Origin of the sequence: Marinobacter sp. SS8-8, assembly GCF_030540945.1 — a bacterium.
GTDB lineage: Bacteria > Pseudomonadota > Gammaproteobacteria > Pseudomonadales > Oleiphilaceae > Marinobacter.
This window is the reverse complement of the sequence record NZ_JASSVN010000002.1, coordinates 84,836-106,591: the sequence shown is the minus strand read 5'-3', so window position 1 is coordinate 106,591 and position 21,756 is coordinate 84,836. Positions and strand designations below refer to the sequence as shown.

Here is a 21,756-nt window from a genome sequence, read left to right as displayed (position 1 = left end):
AGGAAACATATCGCGTCCAGAGCGAAGGATATGCTGAAAATATACTACCTCCACGGCTTCGCCAGCCGCTTCGATATCACCAGCGACAAACTTAAAGCGCTCGCGAAGCTTGGCCCTGTCTATGGTCACGACATCGATTACACTCAAGCCTCGGAAGACGTCATTGAAGATAGCCTGGACAAACTGATGCAAGTGAACCCGGACCTTCTGGTTGGGACCTCGATGGGGGGATGGTTGGCGGGTATTCTGGGTGCCGAATCCGGCATTCCGTTTGTCGCCATCAACCCGGTGACGGATCCCGGTCACACTCTCAAGCCCTGGATAGGGCAGGGTGTTGATCATCAGGGGCACGCCTATCAACTGACGGACGAAGTGGTTTCAAGCTACTATCCCTTCACTCACTATGGCAGCGGGCTTGTGTTGCTGGATCAGGGGGATGAACTGCTTCCGTGGAGCGACACCGTCAGGACGCTTGCGGATTATTTTCCGGTTCATAGCTTTGAGGGCGGGAGCCATCGGTTTGAGCACATGGAAGAAGCGTTGAAGCTGATTCGGGAACATGTGAAGGATTGAAACCGAAAACCCGGACTGGATGAATGGATGGACCGAACCATGAATTACGACACTCTCAAACAGCGCCACCGTGATGAGCGAGACGGCTACCCTGCCAATCTCAGCCTGCGGGTTCATCGGTCGCTGAGCTGGTTGCAGCGAGCAGAGCAACTCGACGACCCAGACAGCCGGTTCATCTTTCTGTGGATTGCGTTCAACGCCGCCTATGCCACAGAGATCAATGAAGAATACCGGACGACAGAGAAAACGGCCTTCCGTGGTTTCTTGGAGAAGTTAGTCGATCTTGATGCCGGCAAACAGCTGGATGAGCTGACCTGGACAGAATTCCCCCGGAGTATTCGGGTACTACTCAGCAATCGTTTTGTGTTTCAGCCCTTCTGGGACCATCAGAACGGAAAGCTCAGTGAGGAAGAGTGGCAGGACCAGTTTAACCGTGCAAAAGTCGCCGCTCAGTCCGCCTTGGGCTCAGAGGATACCGCGACGGTACTGGGCATTGCGCTTAGCCGGATCTACACCCTGCGAAATCAGTTGATACATGGCGGTGCTACATGGGGCAGTAAGGTAAACCGGGAGCAGATTCGTGACTGTGTAGCCTTGATGAGCCAACTGGTTCCCGTCATTCTGACAATCATGATGGATCACCCGGAGACACTGTGGGGCGATGCCTGTTATCCGGTAGGGAAGGACTAGTGTTCGACGAGTAAATTCATGCCTTCTAGTCCGCTTCGGCCTGATCAATGTCCAAGGAACGGTAAACAACCCACACTATGAGCTCTATGCCGCACTACCTGAAAAAACTGTTTTCCCGGGCGTATCGCCGTCAGCTTGCCGCTGAAGAACGCCAGAACGAGCTGCAGGCCCAGATTCAAGAGCATCTGGCGACACTTCCCAGATGTGAAGGACAAATACTGGTTGCCACTACCGAGAACCGGGATGAGGGCTTTTTCTGCGACGTGACGGTCCCGGCAAGAGTGTTGTTGGCCTGGGCAAGGGAAGACGCCGAGAGAACGGTGATTCAAAGCGTCAGTGCCCAAGCGGCGAGGGATGTGCTGCCAGTCTGGCTCGCCAATTCCACCTTCGACACACGCAAGGTGAGTCGGTTGCCGGGCGGCCATTTCGGCCTCGTTGAAGTGCGGATTAATGACTGGGTGACCGATGGAACCGCTACGGTGTATTGCCCGGAATGCGGCCATGAAGTCCAAGACGTTGCGATCACGAAGGCAAATGAAATGAGAGCTGGCAGGGCGTACTACTGGTGGACAGACATCTGGAGCTGCCCCCGCGGTCACCTGTTACGCCAAAAAGACCAGGAAACCCGGTTTATATTGAAGCCTCACCGACAAAGAGGTTGATTCGGCTCAGACTCCTCCCGCCTTCCTGGCAGCTGCACTAGTCCAAGTATAGAACACTAGGCCCAATGATGGGTTGACCCAACCGTATTGTCTCGCCAAAATACTGTATATTCAAACAGTATCTGGTGTAAAGCATGTCCTGCATTCTGCTTGGTGACTACGAATCCGTCTCACGCCTGAATATCCCGATGTTTCTTGAACGGGTCTCGGCTGGCTTCCCATCGCCGGCGGAAGACTATGTTGAGAAAACCATTGACCTGAACGAGCTGTGTATTCAACACCCGGCTGCCACGTTCTTTGTGCGAGTGCAGGGAGAGTCTATGGTTGAGGCGGGTATCTATCCCGGCGATGTCCTGGTGGTGGATCGGTCGCTGAGAGCCAAGCACGGAGACATCATCATCGCCAGCCTGGAAAGCGAGATGACGGTGAAGCAATTGCATTTGACGCCACCGCCCGTTCGGCTCCTTCCACGGAATTCAGCGTACCGGCCTATTACCGTCGAGGGCGATATGGTGATGGAGGTGTTTGGTGTGGTCACCAACGTCATCCGATCACTCAAGCGGGGAGGGCAGGGATGACACCTGAATCGGGAGTATCCTTTGTCACCGTAAGACGACGGTTCGATTTTCGCAGCATCGAGGTCGGACGCTGGGTGACGCCTCAGGAGCGGGACCGGGCAGCCGGCCGGTTCTATCAGGCGCTTTGTGATTTGATGACGATCCTGCGAGGACCGGAGCCATTGATCTCCCTGAGGAGCACGCTGGGCCTGCAGTATGGCATCGGCGGCCGGTTGGGCGTGGCGGCCCACTACATTCCCGCCACCCGGCAACTGGCGCTGGCCAAGAACGCCGGTGCGGGTAGCCTCGCTCATGAGTGGTTTCACGCCTTTGATCACTACATGGGTGGCAAAGCTTACCGGAATGCCGGACCGTGCGGCTTCGCTTCCAGTGCCTGGCTGAACAGCGTAAGCAGTAAACCCCACCCACTGAATGAACGGCTAGGCGCTTGCTTCCAGGCCATCATGCTGACGGAGGACGGCACAGCACCCAGCACTTTGTTCCGGGCCTCCCAGGTGGCCGATCAGCACTTGAAAACGGTTTATTACGCCAAACCGGAGGAGCTGTGCGCTCGCGCCTTTGAAGCCTTCATTGAAGACAGCCAGCCGCGTAACCGATTTCTGGTAAACGGAACCGTTCACTCTGATGAAGCCAAGGCGGGTCTGTATCCGCAGGGCGAGCATCGCCAGCGTATCAATGACGCCTTTCAGTATTACTTTGCCGCTCTCGGGGCTGCGTTGTATCGGGAACAGGCCAAAGCCGGATGAGGAAGCCTGTGTTCGCCCTGGTGGACTGCAATAACTTCTATGCCTCCTGCGAGAAGCTGTTCCGTCCGGATCTTCGTCATACACCGGTTGTGGTGCTGTCCAACAACGACGGCTGCGTCGTCGCCCGTTCCAAAGAAGCCAAGGCGCTGGGGATCAAGATGGGCGTGCCGGTTCATCACATTAAACTGGAGATTCGCCGATACGGCATCCAGGTGTTCTCCTCCAACTACACCCTCTATGGCGACATGAGCCGGCGGGTGATGACGACTCTGGAAGCCCTGGCTCCCAAAGTGGATGTCTATTCCATCGATGAAGCCTTTCTGGACCTGACCGGCATTGACCGGGTGGTGTCCTTTGAGGACTTTGGGCGAGAGGTCAGGAACACGGTGTATCAGAACGTCGGCTTACCGGTCTGTGTGGGCATTGCTCCGACGCGAACCCTGGCCAAGCTGGCCAACCATGCCGCCAAGAAATATCCACCCACTGGAGGCGTAGTCGATCTCACGGACCCCGCCCGGCAACGGCGGTTGATGGCCCGCGTACCGGTTGAGGAGGTTTGGGGTGTCGGGCGAAAGCTCAGTGCCAGGCTTCAGACCATGGGTATTGTCACGGCGTTACAACTAGCGGATACCCATCTGGCAACGCTCAGAAAACAGTTCTCTGTGGTGTTGGAACGCACCGCCCGGGAGCTCAATGGCGTACCCTGTGTTCCGTGGGAGGATGTACCGGCCCCGAAGAAGCAAATCATGTGCTCCTGATCGTTTGGTCAGCCCCTTCAGAAACTGAGCGACCTGGAAGAAGCCGTAGCGCACTTTGCGGCCCGCGCGACCGAGAAGCTGCGGGGAGGCCAGCAGTATGCTGGGGAACTGATGGTGTTCATCCGAACCAATCCGTTCAAGGCGACGGCGCCGCAGTATTCACGCAGTGCCAGCGTGAAGCTCATCCAGCCCAGCCAGGACTCCCGGGTTATTGTGCAGCAGGCTCTGAACCTCCTCCGACCGATGTACCGGGAAGGATTTGATTACGCTAAGGCCGGCGTTATGTTGGGGGAACTGGTGGATGAGTCAGGTGTTCAGGAGGATCTCTTCCAAGCCGCGCAGGAGCAGGCGCCAGACAATGGCAGATCGGAACGCCTGATGGCGGTGATGGATACCATCAACAGGAAGTCCAGGGCGACGGTCTACATGGCCAGAGAGGCCGGGCCTGCGGCCTATGCGATGCGGCGAGGGCATTTGTCGCCGGCGTATACGACCTGCTGGGATGACTTGCCGAAGGTTCGCTAGTAAACAAAAGCGAACGTTCGCAGCATCCCAAATTTCTGGATTTGATTCCCCCGAGTTGCCCAAGAAACGCCCCTGCATTTCGAGAGCTTGCTTACCGGTATCCGACTGAGAAGCCAGCAGCTCATCTAGCTCAACACCCAGCTTTTCGGCGTCAAATGGCTACCAGCATGCTGAGCATCGACAAACGCCCTTCTTGGCTTCAGGATCTTTTAGTCTCCTCCTATCAAAGGAAGTTTTCCTGTAGTGCATTATCAAAGATAAAGAAAAGGGCGGCCCCAATTCACCGAACGAGGCTGGTGACCGCAACAACCAGAATTCGCCGATCAAGTTAAAACGGTTACTAAACGCAATCGTAGGCGGTTAGCAATAACCTTTGATGAGTTGATTGTCAGTTGGACGGAGCGTAGTCAAATAAGCGAAACTATAATACATGTATACGCAAGCTGAGGGGTGTCGAGGATGAAAGCGCTAGCTGGGTGGCTTCTGAACGACGATGCACTGACAGCAGTAACCCTTACACTTTGGACCGTCGAAAACGTGAGTCCAAGGGAGGTGGAAGAAATTGACGATTTCACGACGCAGAGCCCGTGGGCTCTCGTCACAGAAGTTATCACTTTTGCGGTAAAGAATCAGCTATGAATAAAAAAGAATCATGCACAGATCAATGACGGTTACGAATAAAAGCCTTTTCGAGCGTCTTGCGGAAAACATGAGTGACCTAGTTGCCCTTCATGCACCGGACGGTCGTTATTCTTGGGTCAGCCCCTCAGCCGAGCGAATCCTTGGCTATTCGCCAGAGGAGCTTATCGGAACCGATCCATATGAACTGTTCCATCCAGATGACGCAGAGTCAATTCGGAACCAAACACATCAACCAGCGGTGTCCGGTGATGGAAACATTCTAATTAGATACCGGATCCGCAGAGCAGATGGTGAATACATTTGGTTCGAGACATTAACCCAGCCAATTGCGAACGATAAAGGCGACGTTGTTGAACTGCACACCACTTCGCGAGACGTAACTGAGCAGCAGCGAATTGAAGACGCGCTCGCTGAAAGCGAGGCATTATACCGGGTCGCGATGGAGAGTCTGGAAGAGGGAGTCGTCGTCCATGACTCTGAGGGTCGCATCATCGCCCATAACCTTCAGGCAGCGGATATTCTGGGATTAAATGAGGATGAACTTAATGGTCGCGAGCCGCGCGATTCGCGCTGGGAAGCGATACATCCCGACGGCACACCTTTCCCGGCTGAGGAACATCCGGCGATGGTGACAATGCGTACCGGGAAGTCCTGTTGCCAGGTATTGATGGGGGTGTACAGCCCTCGCTGGAATAATCGACGATGGATTTCGATCAATTCAAAACCTGTTCCTGCTGACGTTCGAAACGGGGATTGTAGAGCCGCCGTAGTTGTTTCATTCAGCGATGTTACAGAAAACATTGAGCGCGAGGGGCAGTTACAGCGTTGGTCGACGGTTTATCGTTTCAGTGGCGAGGCAATCATTCTTGTCGACTGTGAGGGTGTAATCAGAGACGCCAACAAAACCTTTTCACGAATTGTTTGCGATGAAAAGACGGCTTGGATTGGGCGATGTGTGGACGACATTACGCTGGAAAGTCGTTCAGACGGGCTATTTGCATCCACCATTTGGCCGACGCTGGAATCCACAGGCAGCTGGCGCGGGGAACTGTGGCTGCGTGATGCCAATGGTGGTGCTCTGGCAACCTGGGCGGCTATGACCAAAGTTAATCAGAGCATTGCTGCTGAGGCGCAGTACACCATGATCCTTAGCGATTTCAGTGAGCGAAAGGATACAGAGGCGAAGCTGCGCCACGATGCTGGCCATGATTCGCTGACAGGGCTGCCGAACCGGCTCCTGTTGAAAGATCGCTTCGAAGTGGCAATGAGTACAGCCGAACGTCAAAACGATACATTTGCCTGTCTATATCTTGATTTAAACGGTTTCAAGCTAATAAATGATCGTTATGGTCATGCGGTGGGAGATACTGTTCTCCAGCTAGTTGCCGATAGAATCTCAGGCGTTATGCGCTCGACCGATACGGTCGCAAGAATCGGTGGTGATGAATTCTTTGTCATAGTTTTCGGACTGGATACGAAAAGCGATTATCAGTCTTTTGCTGCTCGTATTTCCGAGGCGATAGGCAACCAACTGGAAGTTGATGGCCTAAATCTTTGTATTGGGGTCAGTATCGGAGTTGCGCTGTACCCCGACCATGGAGAATCTCTTGAAACTCTAATGAGTATCAGTGATTGTGCTATGTACCGAGCAAAGCAGCAGCGCCTGTCGATAGTTTTAGCTGATTATGACGCTTAAGTTTTTTCTGGATTAGCGTCATAGACCAAGTGTTTACTGCACCGGTGGATTCGCCAATGAAAGCTCTGATTCTGGAACACGACGTAATGATGGCAGATCTGCTGGAGACGGTTGTAAGCGGTCTGTATTCTGGTGCCACTGTCTTCGTAACCGGGTCTGTGGAAAGTGCTCTAGATTATTGGAGTAAATTCGGCGTTGATTTGATGATTACCGGGTGGAGCCTGCCGGACGGATTGGGCCTGGGCGTTGCAAGAGCCATTCGCCAAAAAGACAAACAAACACCCATTATCTTGATTTCCAGTCGGTCGGACCGCGACTCTGTGCGTCAGGCTGCACAAAATGGCATCAATAGTTACATAGTGAAACCATTCGATGTGTCGCTGCTGCACGACAGACTGAGAGCACTGGTTAAGCAGGGTGGTTTTGACCTGGAACCGCTCATTGATCTGGAGCGACGGTTACGAACCTCAGTGGATAGGGTCATTCAGCTTCCTTGCGAGATTAGTACGGCGGATGTCATCCAACTAATGGAACGTCGTCAGGATCTATCTCCTTCCCAACTCGCTAAGCGTTGGAATGACGAAATGGCGTTGATCTCTCGTCTCCTGGATGTTGCGAACAGGGCATCTTTTAAAAAGACTGGTGAACCCGTCCGAAATTTGCGTGATGCAATTGCAATCATGGGCGTGGATATGGCGCTCCGGCAAGCTGTGGCACTTTCCTTGAATATATCTGGACATTTGCGCCATCCGCGTCTTGTGGAGAAGGCCGAGACGTTTATAGAACTCGCCGAAAAAGTGGCCCACAACGCCCAAATTGTTGCGACGCGGGTTGATATCGACGCCTCGGAAATTCATGTTGCTGGACTGCTCAGCCGTATAGGTGAGCTGGCAGTACTAAAGGTGATGCAACAAGCAATTGACCAAAACTGCTCTATTTCTGATGATCAGATCGAAAGCGGGTTGCGGGCCTGGGCTCCCATTTTCGGAAACCGTCTGAAGGTCCAATGGCATCTGCCAATACAACTTAGGGAACTCATCGGGGCTGTACATGTTCTTCCGAAAGCGACCACCAGCAAGTCGCTGCTTGTGATGCGCACGGCGGCGCTTATGGCGGCTGATGGGAGCGATACCGAAGAGTGTTTGCGTCTTCAGCGTAGACTCGGGTTGAATGAATGTGATCGAGAACAACTTAAGCATGCGAATGCAGAAACTTCTGAGGATAACTCGTGGCAGAGTGATTGAATAGTAAGCGCAGCCCATCATACCTCGCCAAATGTGACCGGCTGCCAGTTATGGGGCAAAGCTCTTAGCGGGCATTGTTTTTCAGCGTCGGCAGTTTGGTAAGCACATTCTTTAGCTAGGTATAGGGATCATGCCGTTCGGCTTGGCTGCTTGGATCAGCACCTATACCGACGCAGCAAGATGACCACTGAGCAGTTTCACAGACAATCGATTATGAGGCTATCGCTTCCTGGGTGAGACGTTCCGCTTCGTTTTCGCGTTAAAAGTCACGAGGTAATACTTTGACTCCGAATGAAATATGTAGAGAGCTTGATTAAACAAAAGCGAACATTGGCCGGCCATCTGTAAAGATGCACGTTTATCGGAAAGCGGACCTTTTTACCACTCCGAGATTTGCTAGTGAAAGGAGCCTGGGTAGTCACCCAATGAGCGCACTTCTCGGTTTTACGCCTGGCGCAAATCCACGACACCGCCCCTCAAAGCGGGTGATGGAAAGCCCACCTTCAGGATCGCCGAAGAGGAGCTTTCTCATGAAAACCTACTACATGACGAGGCGAAAAACCTTTCTAAGACATAACTTTGCAGAATTACCAAAACTAGCTATAAGGTACTAAGCTATCTGATGAGCTCTAATCTGGGTTTAGATGTCCCTCTGATCCCGTTTCTCCTGGCGAAGAGGTTTCTCCAATGGAAGGCGATTCTGTTAGCTGGCTTGATGCCACTTTCATCGGGCATGGCCACTGCTATCTGTGGCGAACCGACTTGCTACTGCTGCACGCTGTCTCTGACAGTTTGATTTTTCTTGCCTATTTTTCCATCCCGGTGGCGTTATGGAGCCTCATGCGCCGACGACCCGACCTGGAATATGGATGGATGTTCAGCCTCTTCGCCATGTTCATTTTCGCCTGCGGCGCCACCCATTTGCTGTCAGTGTGGAACATATGGAATGGCGACTATTATGTGTCTGGATTGGTCAAGTTATTGACCGCGATTGTTTCGGTTCTGACCGCGATACTCATTTGGCCGCTAATACCCAAAGTCACTGCGCTGCCGAAGCCATCAGAGCTGGCCGCGTCCAATGCCAGCCTGAGGTCAGAAATCAAGCTGCGCCAAACAACCGAAGCCGAGTTGCGTGAGTCCCGTGAAGATCTCGAAAGGCGCGTTATTGAGCGTACTCGGGAACTGAGCAATGCCAAAGAAGCCCTCGAAAAGGAAGTTGAGTTCCGGCGACAAACGGAGAAACGGTTTCGAAGCCTGTTCGAATCCAGCCCCAACGGTATTCTCCTGGTTGCACCTGGCGGCGCTATTCAGTTGGCCAATGCCAAGACTCTGTCCCTTTTGGGGTATTCCCGGGATGAATTGATAGATAAAACCATTGAAAACGTGATTCCCGAATTTGGCAGCGCACCCGAGTTAGCATCATTCCTGGTAGCGCCCGAAACTTTTGATGGCGGGCAGGATTCGATGGCAGCGTGCAAGAATGGTGAGCGCATACCTATAGAACTTGGTCTGAGTTCCGTAGGTGACGCCGGGGATCGTTCCATTATCGTAACGGTGACGGACATTTCCGAAAGAAAACGGCTGGAGGAGCGCCAGAAACTCCAGAACACTGCTTTGAAGCGCTCCAACGAGGAGCTCGAACAATTCGCCTTCGTCGCGTCCCATGATCTGCGGGAGCCACTGCGCAAACTTTTGTCTTTCTCACAGCTACTGCTTTCTGGCCGCTACGGTGATTTTAACGAGCGGGGCCGTGAATTTGTCGGCTATATGCGGGACTCAGCACAACGCATGGAAGCGCTACTGGATAGCCTGCTTAATTATAGCCGGGTTACGTCGAAAGGCCGTCCGTTCGAATCCGTCGACCTGAATGAGGTTGTTCGCAATGTCGAAATGGATCTCCAGATGGCCCTGGAAGACAGCAATGGCACGATCACTATAAGCCCTCTGCCTACAATCATGGGGGATAAGGTGCAACTTCATCAATTATTCCAGAATCTGATCAGCAATAGCCTCAAATACTGGAAAGCCAATGAACCACCTCAGATCCGAGTCTACAGCCAGGAGGGAGAAGCGGGTTACGTTAACTTGTACGTCGAGGACACGGGTATTGGTTTTGATATGCAATACAGTGGGCAGATCTTCGACGTGTTCAAGCGTTTGCATGGGCGCAGCGAATACGATGGTACCGGGATGGGGCTGGCGATTTGCCGCAAGATCGTAGAGCGGCACAATGGAGTGATTGATGCTGAGAGCGAAGAAGGGGTTGGGACAACCTTTCGGATCTCACTGAAGGTGGCATGACATGAGGTATATGCAATGAGCGCTAGACCCATACCGATACTGATGGCCGAAGACGACGCTATGGATCGGCTGCTGACCGAAGAGGCACTCCGCGAGGGACGCCTCAACAATCCGCTATCCTTTGTTGAGGATGGCGTGCAACTCATGGCCTACCTCCGAAACCAGCCGCCATTCGAAGACGCTGCCACTTACCCGGAACCCGGCATAATTCTGCTGGACCTGAATATGCCGAAAAAAGACGGCCGGACATGCCTTGAAGAAATTCAGCAGGATCCGGCTCTCAAGCATATACCTGTGGTTGTCATGACCACATCTACCCAGGAAGAGGAAGTTTTTCGTAGCTACGATCTGGGCGCTAACTCCTTCATCTGTAAACCCGTGGACTTCGATAAGCTGGTATCGCTGATGAAGACGTTCAATAACTATTGGTTTTCCATTGTCGAGTTGCCTCGTGAACATAAATAACCTACGGATACTCGTGATTGACGACGACTACGCGGACTATGTCCTGATCGAGGAGACGCTGAAAGGGGCGACCCGAACACGTTTTCAGGTCAGCCATGTATCCGACTACGAGTCAGCCCGGGAAGCCTTCTTCAGCGACGAGTACGATGTCTTTCTGCTTGATTACTTCCTCGGTGCCGAAACCGCAAACCAGCTTCTGCATGAAGCCAGACGGATCCGTCTGGTACAGCCAATTGTGGTGTTAACCGGTGTCGGTCATGTTGAGATTGATGACCAGGTGATACACATGGGTGCGTCCGATTTCCTGCCCAAAGAGGAGCTTTCCAGTCCCCTGCTTGAACGCATCATTCGCCACGCGGTGGAACACAAGCGTTCGGAAAACCGGATGGAGCTACTGATCAAGCAGGATGCCCTGACCGGCCTGGGCAATCGACAGATTTTTGAGGAACTGCTAGAGCACTCTCTGGCCACGGCCGCCCGACACAAAAGCAAGCTGGCAGTCATGTTTCTGGATTTGGATCGGTTCAAGGAAGTTAACGATACCCTGGGTCATCCGGTCGGAGACCTGCTACTGATTCTTGTAGCCGATCGCCTGCGTAAATTGATCAGGGATTCTGATTTCATCGCACGCATCGGCGGCGACGAATTCACCATTCTTCTGGATGATATCGCCAGTTATGACGATGCCGCCCTGGTAGCGGAGAAACTGATTCACAGCCTGGCACAGCCATCGGCCATCAATGGCAATCATTTGGTGATTTCATCGTCGGTGGGCATCGCCGTCTATCCGGAGAATGGGGATACCCCCATTAAACTGATGCAGAAAGCCGATATGGCCCTCTATGAAGCCAAGCGGAAAGGGGCCGGACAATTCCAGTTTTTTACAGGCAATCTGCAAACCCAGCTGGAAGAGAGCATTCGCATCGAGAAAGGCCTACGGGAGGCACTGGAAAAGGATCAACTTGAACTTCACCTTCAACCCCAGTGGCGTCTTGAAGATCAGCAGATCACGGGTTTTGAGGGGCTTATCCGATGGCGGCAGGAAGACGGTCAGTTACTTTCGCCCGGTGTATTTGTCCCCGTTGCTGAAAAAACAGGCCTGATTCTACCCGTGGGCCGATGGGTCTTGGCCAAAGCCTGCGACATCCTGGCCAAGTGGGAAAAAGCCGGGCATAACAATTTTTCGATCGCCGTCAATGTTTCCCCCATGCAGCTTCGCACGCCGGACTTCGTGGAGGGATGCAATGAAGAATTGCGGGCCTCGGGCATCGACCCATCACGCCTGGAACTCGAACTCACAGAAGATGTTTTTCTTGATACCTCAGAAGAGCAGGGAGCAACTTTACGAGACCTGAAACGCCTGAAATCGCTGGGAATGAATATAGCCATCGACGATTTCGGAACCGGCTATTCATCACTGCGGTATTTGAAGGATTTCCCGATTGATAAAATAAAGATCGATAAGAGCTTTGTGTCCTCTGCCATGTCGGAGGAGCTATCGGAACCCGCCATTGCAAAAGCTGTGGTGATGATAGCGCAATCATTGGGACTGAGCGTGATTGCTGAAGGCATTGAAACACAGGCGCAAATGGCGGCCCTTAAAGAGCGCGGTTGCATCGCCGGACAGGGCTTTCTGCTGAGTGCGTCGTTGCCCGAAAAAGAGGCCCTGAAATTTGCCCTTGAACACAATGAAAAAAACGCCGAATAATGATACACGCGGTCTGTTTGTGCAGTCTGACGGCATGAAGATGTAAGGATTACCCATGCCTCATATCCATAAATCCCAGAAGCGCTATATCATCTGGCTGCTCGCAACGGTTGACTGGGAGCGTCGGGAATTGTTGGATGCACTGCAATCCAATCGCCTCTCTCACCAGCTGGAGGTGATGACGCAGTGCGAAGAGCTATTAGAACGAATGGAGGCGCTTCACGATACGGGCTACGCGGAGGCCCCTAATCTGATATTGCTTGCGATCGGCGCTGGAGAATGCAGTCCCAACAAGCTCTTAAAAACCATTAAAGGCGACCAGCGGTTGCAGGTTGTGCCTGTAATTTACTTTACGCGCCCCGGAAGGAATTTTGACACAGCGCTGGCCTACCAAAACGGCGCCGCCTCGGTAGTGTCGCTACCGCTTAAATTCGAAGGACTCGTCAGGGTAATGCAAACCATGGAAGACTATTGGTTTGACGTTGCCCGCCCGCCCCAGCCGCTCTAGCGTGAAAGCGGTGGCGGTCGTCAGAGAACCTCCACCGGGGTTCATGCCGGTTCAGATTTGCTTATTAACCACGGCAGAAAGCCTGCTGCGGTTGCTATCCGTATTCGGTTGGAGATTGCTAAGAACATCCGAGAGCTGGCGATGTTCAACATGGCAATTGATTGCAAGCTCCGGTCCTGCGATTTGGTAAAGCTCTTGGTTCGAGATATTTCCAGAAACGGGGAGGTTCTGGATCGGGCGCAAGTCACTCAGCAGAAAACCAGTCAACCGGTTCAATTTGAGATAACGAAAAAGACGCGCGAATCGGTCGAAGCGTGGATCGAATTGCGCGGACTCTCGGGTATGGATTATTTGTGGCCGAGTCGGATGAGAAAGTTCGACCACATCACTACCCATCAATATGCCCGTCTCGTCAAAAAATGGATAACCAGCATTGGACTTGATCCTTCAGTCTACGCAACCCATTCGATGAGACGCAGCAAAGCTACATTGATCTACAAGAAGACCAAAAATCTGCGAGCGGTACAGTTGCTGCTGGGACACACGAACATGTCGAGCACCGTGAGATACCTTGGCGTCGAAGTCGAGGATGCTCTGGAGATAGCTGAGAGTATTGAGATCTAAATGCGTAACTTGGCTCATTGGTCGCTGGATGTTGCAGACGCTGCCAGGTCCGGTCGATGATCACCTTCGGGTTTCGATCAGGCTCCTTCAGTCGTAAACAGGAGCGAACATTCCCACCTCGAAAACTTGATCCTGGGGTGCTGAACGATGCCATTGTGCCTGGGCTTTCCGACTCGCGTCATTTGCGTCAAACCGTGCCAAATTTCTTGGTTCATGACGCTTATCACAACACGTTTTGAGATTCTGGCTAACATCACGGTTTATACATACCCGAGAGATCAAGGAAGAACCATGGTGCGCATTTTCGCTCTAGTAATCGTTGTCGCTTTCATTTCAGGTTGCTCGTCTGTTCGACAAGAAAGTATGCAAGAAAAGCCGAACAGTCCAAGTCCCGAGCAGGTGAAATGGGACGGCTATTTCCAAAAGTGCATGTCCGCGAAGAATTTTGGCGATGCGTCCATTTGCCGACGTTACGAGAGGGAAAAATATCTTTCTGAAGAGCAGGTCAGCCAAGCGGAAGCCCAATGGGAGAAAATCTTTCAAGCCTCTGGGCCGGATTTCCATCTCTATACGGCTATAACATCAGCCGATCTTGAGGGAATGCAAGAGGCAATCAAAGCAGGGGCGAACGTCAATCGAATTTTTTCAAGTACAGAATTATTTGGTTCTAGAGCTGAAAGTGGGAAGGAAAGATTCACTACACCGCTGGCCGAGGCCTCGTCCCGTTCTTCGAGAAAGAAACTGGAGATGATGGAACTATTGCTGGAGAACGGCGCAAATCCTAGTTGGCGAAGAGGGCGAGGCTCGTATGAGTTCGATATTTTCACCGACTCTTTGGGGCGTTCCCTCCAAAATGCGGACGGTACCACGATCATCCATGGCGAAGATGTTGGTCTTCTTCTTCTCGAGTACGGATATGAACCAACGCTCTTCAGTGCAAAACGAGCGAAATCAAACCTTGGGAGTGGCCCGAAAGCAAAGAAGGTCTACGAAGAGGTCATGCGAGTAGCTGGCCCAGGCGTTTTAGCGGCGTTGAGCAAGGACGAACATAATGTTCGCCGACAAACTCAATCGCGTATTGAAAACGTCGAGAGAGCCAGAAATGACTTACAAGCCCAGATCGCCTCTATCCGTCAGAAAAAGATTGATGGCGTGAGGGAAATTGGGGCTAGGATTTGTCGGGTGGAAGAGGGAAGGTCTGGGGTTGTGTACGTTGGATACGTTGAAAGGATTGCGGAGAGCAAAGTTCAGATTCGCGTTGCTAATTCGTATTTTAAAGATGCCACGTACTCACGTCCGGCAGGGTTCGAACCCTCCATTATATGGGACTACCCGGCAAACTGGCAGCGCTGTGAATGATCAGGTTGAGGTCTCTATCGGGTTTAAGATGCCGATTCCGCGACAGCATCTAGTGCTTATATAATGCTGAAGCTCCTCGCAAAGCCGTCAATATAAGCTGTTTGTCATCAGAGAGGACCAGTTTTCGAGCTCCACGATGGCCGGCGCAGCCAATTAAAAGCTCTGAGCAATCTGGATTTCCCGGCTAAGCGTGGCGCCCCAAACCCCCAAAATAGAGCTCTGGTCCATGGCCTAGATTTACCGCCCTGAATGTTCGTTTTGCAACCCGAACGCACAGATTATGAGGGAACGGGCTGGGTGAAATAGTGGAAAAGTGCAACCTGCTATGTGTCAGGCGCCGGATTTTTCCAACTCTGGGTGGACCTAATTCGGGCTCAGGGTCAATTCCGTATCTTAGACAGTTTTTTTGCTCAGCTGGAGTTTGGGGCCAAAGCCTGGATGGAGAGGTGCACAGCCCCACAAGCCGTTTATTGCAAGACTATGAATATGTTCACGTTTTTTTAGCGGGTTTAACCTGATAATTCGTGCCTAAGGATAGTATCCAACCGAAAGGGAACTCAATTGAAGAAGACCATCGTCGCCGCAGCTCTGATCATTACAATCGCTATTTTTGCAGCCCCATTTTTCTATAATGGCGTTCAGTCATACCAGAAGGAACAAGAGACAAAAGAGCTAAGAAACCGTATCGAAAGCTCGCGTCAAAGAACGATGGTCTTGAATGCGACTGTGGAATTGTCGGCGGCGGCCCACAGCTATAAGGATGAACACGGAAGTTGCCCGGCTAACCTCGAAGCCCTCCCATCAAAATATATAGACGCATTCGTGCGAAGAGAATCAAAACCGTTCATCAAACACGCTACAACCGACGGTAACTGCACTTTCCAAATCCAGTAATTAACTCCACTTGGACCCTCCAAACCGAACGTGACAGCGCCTGGCTTCAAATGGCGACCTATTAAAAGTTCCAAATGTCCGCTTTGCGACCTTTCTTCGCATCGCTCAGTCTGCACACAGCAGACCTGGTCTGTGTTTCCTAACTTCTTCGACCAGTATTCACCCACTGCCGAATCCAATCCAAAGCACCCTCTGACGGGCTTGAATTACACACCCCGCGAACCTCGCCGATCACCCACGTTTTATTCTGATACTCAAGCGATATGGTTAAACGCGCCGGGTGGACCATCCGGTAAATGAAGACTTCCCCGAGGGCGACCGGCACGTCATAGCTGCCGACGCAATGGCGCATGGTTGCCCCTTCTTCCAGAAGCTCCAGCCAGGAACCCAACGGCTCTATACCGTCGATTGGGGCGAGGGGCGGTTTCGGATAGTCTCCGTGCTCCTCAGAAAGCTCCTTCGCCAGGTCTTGCCGTTTCTCTTCGGAGTTTCGGCTGTTTGCCCGGTTAAAACGTTCAACCAAGCGGTCATGTTGGTCCTGAAGGGTTTCTCGGGAATGGATTGCTGCAAGGGCCTGTTCGTTACCGCCGGCCATGGCGAGCGAATCCCGAATCATCCGGCATAGCCAGGACAACTCCACTGCCGAGGTGTGTTCGTCCACCAGATTCAGCAATCCGGGCCACAACGGTTGTCGAACGCGATTCAGCAAACGAAGGTGGTTCACATGGAGGTGAGGGTGGTGCCGCATCAAGGCTAAGTACTCGGGGTTCTGAAGTGCGGCGCGAATATCTTCCAGCTCCCAGGGTAATAAAGGCGACAAGGCCAGGCGACGGACTAATCGAACGAGGGATCTGCTGCCCGGAAGCCCAACGGCTTTAAGGATATCGGAGCGTTTACCGGCCAGAAACGCGTTAAACCGCTCGAGTGACCAAGACTGTTCACGCGCATGATCCACCGCCAGGATAAACAGTAGAGGAGCGTCCCCGGCCAATTCCCGAGCCGCTGCCGAAGCCGCACAGGCCTGTGCGAGCACAAAGTCCATGGCGGGCATCAACGCAGTGACGGCCGATACAGGTTTCGGCAGAGCATCACACAGGCGCCTTCCTTTATCATCTTCCAGCGTAAACAGCGGCAACCCGGGCGGCTCCAGGAACTGGCCCGAGGCAATCTGACCTTCATCGTTGTAGCTGGCCCAACGCAGGGGATGCTCTGAATCCCAACGATTAACCTCAACCCGGATCGGGTAATTGAGTATCTGGCTCAGGTCGTAAACGGTGGTGGTGCTGGTCATACAATCAAGCTCTTCGACGATCTTCAGGCAGGATAATCCAGCGATACGACAGTGTGGGTCGCCTAAGCCGTAAAACTTTGACTACACTGCCTCGGAAAGAACGGCCAAGGATACAGCTATGTGCGGACGGTACAACGTGACCGACTCTCCGGAAGTCCAAACGCTGATGGAACAACTGGAGCTGTCTGGCATTGCACCCGGACCCCAGCACAACGTCCCACCGGGCGGTATCGGCGAGTTTGTCATAGAAGCGGCGGATGACCGGTATCTGCTGCCAGGGATCTGGTCGCTATTGATCGAGCCAAACCCAAACGGCTATGGTTTCCGGCCCAACCCGAAATTCCACACCTTCAATGCCCGCAGCGATCGGCTGACCAGCAGTCCGTTATGGAAAAAGGTGTATCCGACCAAGCGTTGCATTATTCCAGTCAGCGCATTTCACGAATGGAAAGGTAAGCAGGTCTACAACATTCACCCGCAGAATGAAGCCACAGCACTGGCGGGGCTCTGGCAATCCTGGCATTTCGGGGACGAGCAGGTGAATTCCTTCACCGTCATCACACTGCCGCCGCACCCGAGGTTCAGCCATATCCACCCGAAAAGCATTCCGCTGATGCTGCGGCCAGAGGAGTTTGATCTGTGGCTGGATCCAGAACTTCACGAGACGGATGCGTTTCGGGGGCTGATGCGAACGCATATTTCTGCACCGTTGGTGTGCGAGCCGGTGCGGAGTACTCATAACTTGGAGCCGGTAGGCGGTGTGGAGGTTATCTCTGCCGATGGTTAGCTGTTTTTAGCGAACCCACCAGGAAATAAAAAACACCGGCGCAACCACCAGGATCGGAATCTTTAACCACACCGGGAAGGATTCCCATTCCTCCCAGCCGACACCGTGGTCATTGAAATAGCTGATGCACAGCATCGACACCACAACCCAGAGCACCACACACAGCGCAGCTAAAATCAGAATCATCACGCACCTCGTTGGATGGTAAAGACAAACGTCATCGCATTGGCTTTGCTGATGGTCAGCACGTGAATGCTGGCGGTATCTTTGTGCATCTCCAGATTGAGCAACTCCAACACCGGATTCTCATAGCGAAGCTCCTCAAACCATCGGGCATAGAAGTGCTGAACGGCTGCGGAAAGATTCTCTGACTGGGTGACGAGCTCACAGCGCAAGAGGGCATCGGGGCAATCGAGCTGCTCGCGAATGAACGATTGCTCGCTGAACACCGGGTCGTTGTGGATCAGGGCGTTAAAGATGTCGTGCTGGAACCCCAGCATGGTGGAGTCGAAATCGTAGGTTTTTGGGGTAAACCCATGTTCTAGCAGGAGGGAGGCAAAATTGTGTTTGTTCAGGGCAGGGCTCCTTGTGTCGTTGGCAAAATTGGCCAGTGGCTTTACTTGGCCAGTACAAGAATCTAGCATGATATAGCGTCAGATTGTGTCGCTTAGTTGTCGACTTCGAGAAAAGACAAGGATCCAGTTATGTCCAACACGGCCGTTCGCTACCTCACCATGCTCCGGATGGTGCCCCGGTACCCAAGATCCATCACCACCACCGAACTGGCGAGCCGCCTGGAAGAGCAGGGGTTTTCGGTAACCATGCGCTCGATCCAGCGGGATCTGGAAAAGCTGAGTGCGGATTTCCCTCTATTGGTTGATGAAAACTCCCGGCCTTACCGCTGGTCGTTTGACCGTAATGCCACCATGGACATCATACCGGCGCTTGATCTGCCGGCAGCCCTGACCTTTGAACTGGCGAAGGCCTACCTCTCACCCATGCTGCCGCCAAGGGCGCTGTCCCACCTGAAGCCCCACTTCGATGAAGCCCACCGCACGCTGTTGCGTGAAAAGAACCCCCTGGGCCAATGGCCAGACCGGGTCAGAGTAATCAATCGGGGGTTGGGAGGTGCGCGCCCGCCTGTTGATGCCGATGTTCTGGAAGCGGTCACCGAAGCCTTGCTCCGGGAATACCAGTGCAAACTCACCTACCAGGCCCGCAGCTGGCCGGATCCGGAAGAGATTGTGGTACATCCGTTCGGGCTCATCTTCCGGGATCCGAATGTGTACCTGATTGGTACCATCGACGGCAGGGAAGGGGTTCGCCAGCTGGTGCTGCACAGGGCGACGGCCGGTGAAGTAGTGGAAGAGCTCATCGACCGCCCGGAAGATTTTAATCTGGATTTATACATCCACTCCGGTGCCATGGGCATTCTGAAATCCGATGAGCCGGTGTATCTGAAGTTACGCTGCGACAAACCGGTGCTGAACCACCTGATCGAATCCCCACTGGGATTTGATCAGATCACCACCGAGATTGATGACAAGACCTTCGAAATGGCCGTCACCGTGGGCGACACCCAGGACTTGCGCTGGTGGCTTACCGCTCAGGCGGTGCATTGCGATATTCTGGAACCGGCGTGGTTGCGGGAAGAGATTGAAGACACGCTCAAGCAGGGTCTAAAGCGGACGCGAAGGATCGGTAACGCATGAGTCATTCCCCCAAGGATTCAATAATCACCGTTTTACCTTTGGCCCGCGCATAGTTCAGGGCGGACGCGGTACCTCGGGATTTGCCATCCCAGAAGGCGATCACCAAATCAGCCGTATCGACAATGGTACGGTTACGAATCGGGCCGGCCCCACGGCCGTATTGTTTCCAGTCGGGTTTGATCACGGTAATAGGCAGCTCATGTTCGCGGGCAGTTGCTCCGCTAGGGCATCCGCGCCTTTTGCGCCGCCAGAGATGATGTGTGCAGGCAACCAGGGTTGGAGTACACGCTCCAGGCGGTCGTAGTCAGTAAAGTGGCGAGAACCAATAACGGCGACTTTGCGCATAGCGAGATCCACAGGCTTGTGTATTGGTGCGAAAGCTTAAGGTGTAGTGGCGACAAATTATGTCGCCTTAGCGTTAGCTCTCCGCAACGCTTCTTCCCGGGCAACATCCCAGCTGGAATCGTCGGCAGGCAATCCGTTAGCTCCCAGCGGTGGCACCCCGCGCTCTTTCCGTCGGGCGTTTACCTTCTCGGTGTAGTCCACGCTCATGGGATTAATACCGCGGCGACGGTCGTTGGCGTCTGCGATGGAGTCCATCATGGCATCGTATTCTTCCGGGAAGAGTTCGTAGTGTACATCGTGGACCTGCTTGTTGAGCTCATCCAGCTTTCGGCACTCCTCCTCGGATAAACCCTTGCGTTCTGCGATGCGCTTCTTGAGCATTTCTTTTTCGGCACGATTCATCGTTTTCTCCCTGTTCAGTTCAGCTCCGATAATTCTAGAATAGGGATGCGACATTCACTGTCGCAGTGATCCCGTAAGAATAGCGAGCGATCAAGGTTCTATACCTGGACGAGCCGAAAGGTAACGTGATCGGCGAAAAATACTTTGCAACATGTAAACAATAGTTACGTTTGTTGGAATTCGCTCCAACTTCACGCAGTATTGCTTATACTCGGAATGCAACGCAGCCTAACTTTTCTGAACTTGGCGGACCGGCTGCGCAGAGAGATATACCAAGCAAGGACGAAAGATGTACGACCTGATCGGCGATATTCACGGCCACGCCACTGAACTCAAAGCCCTCCTCACCAAGATGGATTACCGTGAAAAAGATGGCGTGTGGCAGCACCCCGAGCGCACGGTTATTTTCCTGGGTGACTTTGTAGACCGCGGCCCGGAACAGGTAGAAACCGTCACCATTGCCCGAAACATGGTCGAGAAGGGCCACGCTCTGGCGGTGATGGGCAACCACGAATTCAACGCAGTAGCCTGGGCTACGGAAGACCCGCAAAACCCTGGTGAACATCTTCGTCCCCATATCGAAAAAAACCTGAAGCAGCACAGAGCCTTTCTGGAGCAAGTAGGAGAGGGGAGCGAACTGCACCACAGTATGATTGAGTGGTTCAAAACTTTGCCGGTGTACCTGGACTTGCCGGAATTTCGAGTAGTACATGCCTGTTGGCACCCAGAGCATCTTGCGGCCATAGCCAAGTACACCAATAAAGAAAACCGGTTACTTCCTGGCACCTGGGAGGAGGCAAGCCGAAAGGGCTCAGAGGCCTATGAGGGGATTGAAACTCTTCTCAAAGGGTTGGAGATTCCGCTTCCGGGCGACCATCACTTCTTCGACAAAGATAAGAATAAGCGAACCAACATCCGCACTGAATGGTGGCGCGAGGGTGAGCTGACCTATCGCGATCTTGCCATGGTACCGGAAGAGGTCATCGATAAAATTCCCCATGAGCCAGTAGCTTCTCATGTTTTACCTGGTTACGACGGTGAGAAGCCGCTGTTTGTGGGGCATTACTGGATGAAAGGGGAGCCGGCTCCATTGAATGAGCGCATTGCTTGCCTGGATTACAGCGTTGCCGGTGGGCCCGGCGGAAAATTGTGCGCATATCGGTTCGATGGAGCACAAAGGTTGAAAGCAAAGTGTTTTACCTGGGTCCAGGAACAGTAAGGCGTAGATTATAAAAATTTTTTGCTG

Annotated in this window: 23 protein-coding genes and 2 pseudogenes; 18 read left to right on the top strand and 7 right to left on the bottom strand. The window is 53.0% G+C overall.

Annotated elements, in window-relative coordinates; all coding sequences use genetic code 11:
* Positions 1 to 30 precede the first annotated feature (30 nt).
* The 6 genes and pseudogenes from QPL96_RS02420 to umuC all read left to right on the top strand — a co-directional run bounded on the left by QPL96_RS02420 (position 31) and on the right by umuC (position 4,532).
* Entirely contained in the window at positions 31 to 573 is a 543-nt protein-coding gene (locus QPL96_RS02420; RefSeq protein WP_303285344.1) for a YqiA/YcfP family alpha/beta fold hydrolase, read from the top strand.
* 39 nt (positions 574 to 612) lie between these two features.
* Positions 613 to 1,263, top strand: a complete 651-nt coding sequence (locus tag QPL96_RS02415) for a HEPN domain-containing protein (RefSeq protein WP_303285343.1) — start codon at positions 613 to 615, stop codon at positions 1,261 to 1,263.
* A 77-nt stretch (positions 1,264 to 1,340) separates the two neighbouring features.
* Complete coding sequence (locus QPL96_RS02410) at positions 1,341 to 1,925, top strand: hypothetical protein (protein ID WP_303285342.1); 585 nt, start codon at positions 1,341 to 1,343, stop codon at positions 1,923 to 1,925.
* A gap of 134 nt (positions 1,926 to 2,059) precedes the next feature.
* Positions 2,060 to 2,503, top strand: a complete 444-nt coding sequence (umuD, locus tag QPL96_RS02405) for a translesion error-prone DNA polymerase V autoproteolytic subunit (protein WP_199457149.1) — start codon at positions 2,060 to 2,062, stop codon at positions 2,501 to 2,503.
* The gene (locus QPL96_RS02400) at positions 2,500 to 3,249 is read left to right on the top strand and encodes a CLCA_X family protein (RefSeq protein ID WP_303285340.1); all 750 of its coding nucleotides are present in this window, start codon (positions 2,500 to 2,502) and stop codon (positions 3,247 to 3,249) included. The genes umuD and QPL96_RS02400 overlap by 4 nt, the downstream gene beginning before the upstream one ends.
* Positions 3,246 to 4,532: pseudogene (gene umuC / locus QPL96_RS02395) on the top strand (translesion error-prone DNA polymerase V subunit UmuC). The gene QPL96_RS02400 and the pseudogene umuC overlap by 4 nt, the downstream one beginning before the upstream one ends.
* A 75-nt stretch (positions 4,533 to 4,607) precedes the next feature.
* On the opposite strand, the pseudogene QPL96_RS19410 reads toward umuC, so the two are convergent.
* Positions 4,608 to 4,720: pseudogene (locus QPL96_RS19410) on the bottom strand (DNA recombination/repair protein RecA); the annotation flags it as partial.
* 464 nt (positions 4,721 to 5,184) lie between these two features.
* Between QPL96_RS19410 and QPL96_RS02390 the strand changes: the two are divergent.
* The 9 genes from QPL96_RS02390 to QPL96_RS02350 all read left to right on the top strand — a co-directional run bounded on the left by QPL96_RS02390 (position 5,185) and on the right by QPL96_RS02350 (position 15,973).
* Positions 5,185 to 6,870, top strand: a complete 1,686-nt coding sequence (locus QPL96_RS02390; protein ID WP_368388895.1) for a diguanylate cyclase — start codon at positions 5,185 to 5,187, stop codon at positions 6,868 to 6,870.
* A 56-nt stretch (positions 6,871 to 6,926) separates the two neighbouring features.
* On the top strand, positions 6,927 to 8,114 hold the full coding sequence (locus QPL96_RS02385) for a response regulator (RefSeq protein ID WP_303285337.1): 1,188 nt from the start codon (positions 6,927 to 6,929) through the stop codon (positions 8,112 to 8,114).
* A gap of 687 nt (positions 8,115 to 8,801) precedes the next feature.
* Positions 8,802 to 10,415: an ATP-binding protein gene (locus QPL96_RS02380; RefSeq protein WP_303285335.1), complete on the top strand. Its 1,614-nt coding sequence runs from the start codon at positions 8,802 to 8,804 to the stop codon at positions 10,413 to 10,415.
* A gap of 15 nt (positions 10,416 to 10,430) precedes the next feature.
* Positions 10,431 to 10,880: a response regulator gene (locus QPL96_RS02375; RefSeq protein WP_303285333.1), complete on the top strand. Its 450-nt coding sequence runs from the start codon at positions 10,431 to 10,433 to the stop codon at positions 10,878 to 10,880.
* Positions 10,867 to 12,588 carry a bifunctional diguanylate cyclase/phosphodiesterase gene (locus QPL96_RS02370; RefSeq protein WP_303285332.1) on the top strand — a complete coding sequence of 574 codons (1,722 nt, stop codon included), beginning with the start codon at positions 10,867 to 10,869 and terminating at the stop codon, positions 12,586 to 12,588. Before QPL96_RS02375 ends, QPL96_RS02370 begins: the two co-directional genes overlap by 14 nt.
* 55 nt (positions 12,589 to 12,643) lie before the next feature.
* Complete coding sequence (locus QPL96_RS02365) at positions 12,644 to 13,096, top strand: hypothetical protein (RefSeq protein ID WP_303285330.1); 453 nt, start codon at positions 12,644 to 12,646, stop codon at positions 13,094 to 13,096.
* Between the two features lie 57 nt (positions 13,097 to 13,153).
* A complete protein-coding gene (locus QPL96_RS02360; protein ID WP_303285329.1) occupies positions 13,154 to 13,720 on the top strand; it encodes a tyrosine-type recombinase/integrase in 567 nt (188 codons plus the stop codon).
* Positions 13,721 to 14,011: 291 nt separating this feature from the next.
* Positions 14,012 to 15,079 carry a hypothetical protein gene (locus QPL96_RS02355; protein WP_303285327.1) on the top strand — a complete coding sequence of 356 codons (1,068 nt, stop codon included), beginning with the start codon at positions 14,012 to 14,014 and terminating at the stop codon, positions 15,077 to 15,079.
* A gap of 561 nt (positions 15,080 to 15,640) precedes the next feature.
* The gene (locus tag QPL96_RS02350) at positions 15,641 to 15,973 is read left to right on the top strand and encodes a hypothetical protein (RefSeq protein ID WP_303285325.1); all 333 of its coding nucleotides are present in this window, start codon (positions 15,641 to 15,643) and stop codon (positions 15,971 to 15,973) included.
* A 139-nt stretch (positions 15,974 to 16,112) separates the two neighbouring features.
* Here the strand turns inward: QPL96_RS02350 and QPL96_RS02345 are convergent, their stop codons facing one another.
* Complete coding sequence (locus tag QPL96_RS02345; RefSeq protein ID WP_303285324.1) at positions 16,113 to 17,264, bottom strand: PcfJ domain-containing protein; 1,152 nt, start codon at positions 17,262 to 17,264, stop codon at positions 16,113 to 16,115.
* A gap of 118 nt (positions 17,265 to 17,382) precedes the next feature.
* On the opposite strand from QPL96_RS02345, the gene QPL96_RS02340 reads away from it, so the two are divergent.
* Positions 17,383 to 18,051, top strand: a complete 669-nt coding sequence (locus tag QPL96_RS02340; RefSeq protein WP_303285322.1) for an SOS response-associated peptidase — start codon at positions 17,383 to 17,385, stop codon at positions 18,049 to 18,051.
* Positions 18,052 to 18,057: 6 nt separating this feature from the next.
* On the opposite strand, the gene QPL96_RS02335 is transcribed toward QPL96_RS02340, so the two are convergent.
* Positions 18,058 to 18,237 carry a hypothetical protein gene (locus QPL96_RS02335; RefSeq protein ID WP_303285321.1) on the bottom strand — a complete coding sequence of 60 codons (180 nt, stop codon included), beginning with the start codon at positions 18,235 to 18,237 and terminating at the stop codon, positions 18,058 to 18,060.
* Positions 18,237 to 18,695, bottom strand: coding sequence for a hypothetical protein (locus QPL96_RS02330; protein ID WP_303285320.1), 459 nt, complete (start codon positions 18,693 to 18,695; stop codon positions 18,237 to 18,239). Before QPL96_RS02330 ends, QPL96_RS02335 begins: the two co-directional genes overlap by 1 nt.
* 60 nt (positions 18,696 to 18,755) lie before the next feature.
* Here QPL96_RS02330 and QPL96_RS02325 point away from each other — a divergent pair, with 60 nt between their 5' ends.
* Complete coding sequence (locus QPL96_RS02325) at positions 18,756 to 19,763, top strand: YafY family protein (RefSeq protein WP_303285318.1); 1,008 nt, start codon at positions 18,756 to 18,758, stop codon at positions 19,761 to 19,763.
* A 1-nt stretch (position 19,764) separates the two neighbouring features.
* Here the strand turns inward: QPL96_RS02325 and QPL96_RS02320 are convergent, their stop codons facing one another.
* The 3 genes from QPL96_RS02320 to QPL96_RS02315 are packed head-to-tail and all read right to left on the bottom strand — an operon-like array spanning position 19,765 to position 20,510.
* Positions 19,765 to 19,947 (bottom strand): hypothetical protein, encoded by a 183-nt coding sequence (locus tag QPL96_RS02320; RefSeq protein WP_303285316.1) that lies wholly within the window; start codon positions 19,945 to 19,947, stop codon positions 19,765 to 19,767.
* The gene (locus QPL96_RS19405) at positions 19,944 to 20,108 is read right to left on the bottom strand and encodes an SLOG family protein (RefSeq protein WP_368388894.1); all 165 of its coding nucleotides are present in this window, start codon (positions 20,106 to 20,108) and stop codon (positions 19,944 to 19,946) included. The genes QPL96_RS02320 and QPL96_RS19405 overlap by 4 nt, the downstream gene beginning before the upstream one ends.
* 57 nt (positions 20,109 to 20,165) lie before the next feature.
* Positions 20,166 to 20,510, bottom strand: coding sequence for a hypothetical protein (locus tag QPL96_RS02315; protein WP_303285315.1), 345 nt, complete (start codon positions 20,508 to 20,510; stop codon positions 20,166 to 20,168).
* 289 nt (positions 20,511 to 20,799) lie between these two features.
* Between QPL96_RS02315 and QPL96_RS02310 the strand changes: the two genes are divergently transcribed.
* Positions 20,800 to 21,729, top strand: coding sequence for a metallophosphoesterase (locus tag QPL96_RS02310; protein WP_303285314.1), 930 nt, complete (start codon positions 20,800 to 20,802; stop codon positions 21,727 to 21,729).
* Positions 21,730 to 21,756 lie beyond the last annotated feature (27 nt).

What these genes read in the sequence shown, in the direction of transcription:
- QPL96_RS02315 (WP_303285315.1), bottom strand. Translation starts at nt 20,510, where the DNA reads ATGAATCGTGCCGAAAAAGAAATGCTCAAGAAGCGCATCGCAGAACGC.
- umuD (WP_199457149.1), top strand. Translation starts at nt 2,060, where the DNA reads ATGTCCTGCATTCTGCTTGGTGACTACGAATCCGTCTCACGCCTGAAT.
- QPL96_RS02400 (WP_303285340.1), top strand. Translation starts at nt 2,500, where the DNA reads ATGACACCTGAATCGGGAGTATCCTTTGTCACCGTAAGACGACGGTTC.
- QPL96_RS02410 (WP_303285342.1), top strand. Translation starts at nt 1,341, where the DNA reads ATGAGCTCTATGCCGCACTACCTGAAAAAACTGTTTTCCCGGGCGTAT.
- QPL96_RS02380 (WP_303285335.1), top strand. Translation starts at nt 8,802, where the DNA reads ATGGAAGGCGATTCTGTTAGCTGGCTTGATGCCACTTTCATCGGGCAT.
- QPL96_RS02355 (WP_303285327.1), top strand. Translation starts at nt 14,012, where the DNA reads ATGGTGCGCATTTTCGCTCTAGTAATCGTTGTCGCTTTCATTTCAGGT.
- QPL96_RS02390 (WP_368388895.1), top strand. Translation starts at nt 5,185, where the DNA reads ATGCACAGATCAATGACGGTTACGAATAAAAGCCTTTTCGAGCGTCTT.
- QPL96_RS02340 (WP_303285322.1), top strand. Translation starts at nt 17,383, where the DNA reads ATGTGCGGACGGTACAACGTGACCGACTCTCCGGAAGTCCAAACGCTG.
- QPL96_RS02345 (WP_303285324.1), bottom strand. Translation starts at nt 17,264, where the DNA reads ATGACCAGCACCACCACCGTTTACGACCTGAGCCAGATACTCAATTAC.
- QPL96_RS02330 (WP_303285320.1), bottom strand. Translation starts at nt 18,695, where the DNA reads ATGCTAGATTCTTGTACTGGCCAAGTAAAGCCACTGGCCAATTTTGCC.
- QPL96_RS02420 (WP_303285344.1), top strand. Translation starts at nt 31, where the DNA reads ATGCTGAAAATATACTACCTCCACGGCTTCGCCAGCCGCTTCGATATC.
- QPL96_RS19405 (WP_368388894.1), bottom strand. Translation starts at nt 20,108, where the DNA reads ATGCGCAAAGTCGCCGTTATTGGTTCTCGCCACTTTACTGACTACGAC.
- QPL96_RS02375 (WP_303285333.1), top strand. Translation starts at nt 10,431, where the DNA reads ATGAGCGCTAGACCCATACCGATACTGATGGCCGAAGACGACGCTATG.
- QPL96_RS02385 (WP_303285337.1), top strand. Translation starts at nt 6,927, where the DNA reads ATGAAAGCTCTGATTCTGGAACACGACGTAATGATGGCAGATCTGCTG.
- QPL96_RS02325 (WP_303285318.1), top strand. Translation starts at nt 18,756, where the DNA reads ATGTCCAACACGGCCGTTCGCTACCTCACCATGCTCCGGATGGTGCCC.
- QPL96_RS02365 (WP_303285330.1), top strand. Translation starts at nt 12,644, where the DNA reads ATGCCTCATATCCATAAATCCCAGAAGCGCTATATCATCTGGCTGCTC.
- QPL96_RS02310 (WP_303285314.1), top strand. Translation starts at nt 20,800, where the DNA reads ATGTACGACCTGATCGGCGATATTCACGGCCACGCCACTGAACTCAAA.
- QPL96_RS02415 (WP_303285343.1), top strand. Translation starts at nt 613, where the DNA reads ATGAATTACGACACTCTCAAACAGCGCCACCGTGATGAGCGAGACGGC.
- QPL96_RS02335 (WP_303285321.1), bottom strand. Translation starts at nt 18,237, where the DNA reads ATGATTCTGATTTTAGCTGCGCTGTGTGTGGTGCTCTGGGTTGTGGTG.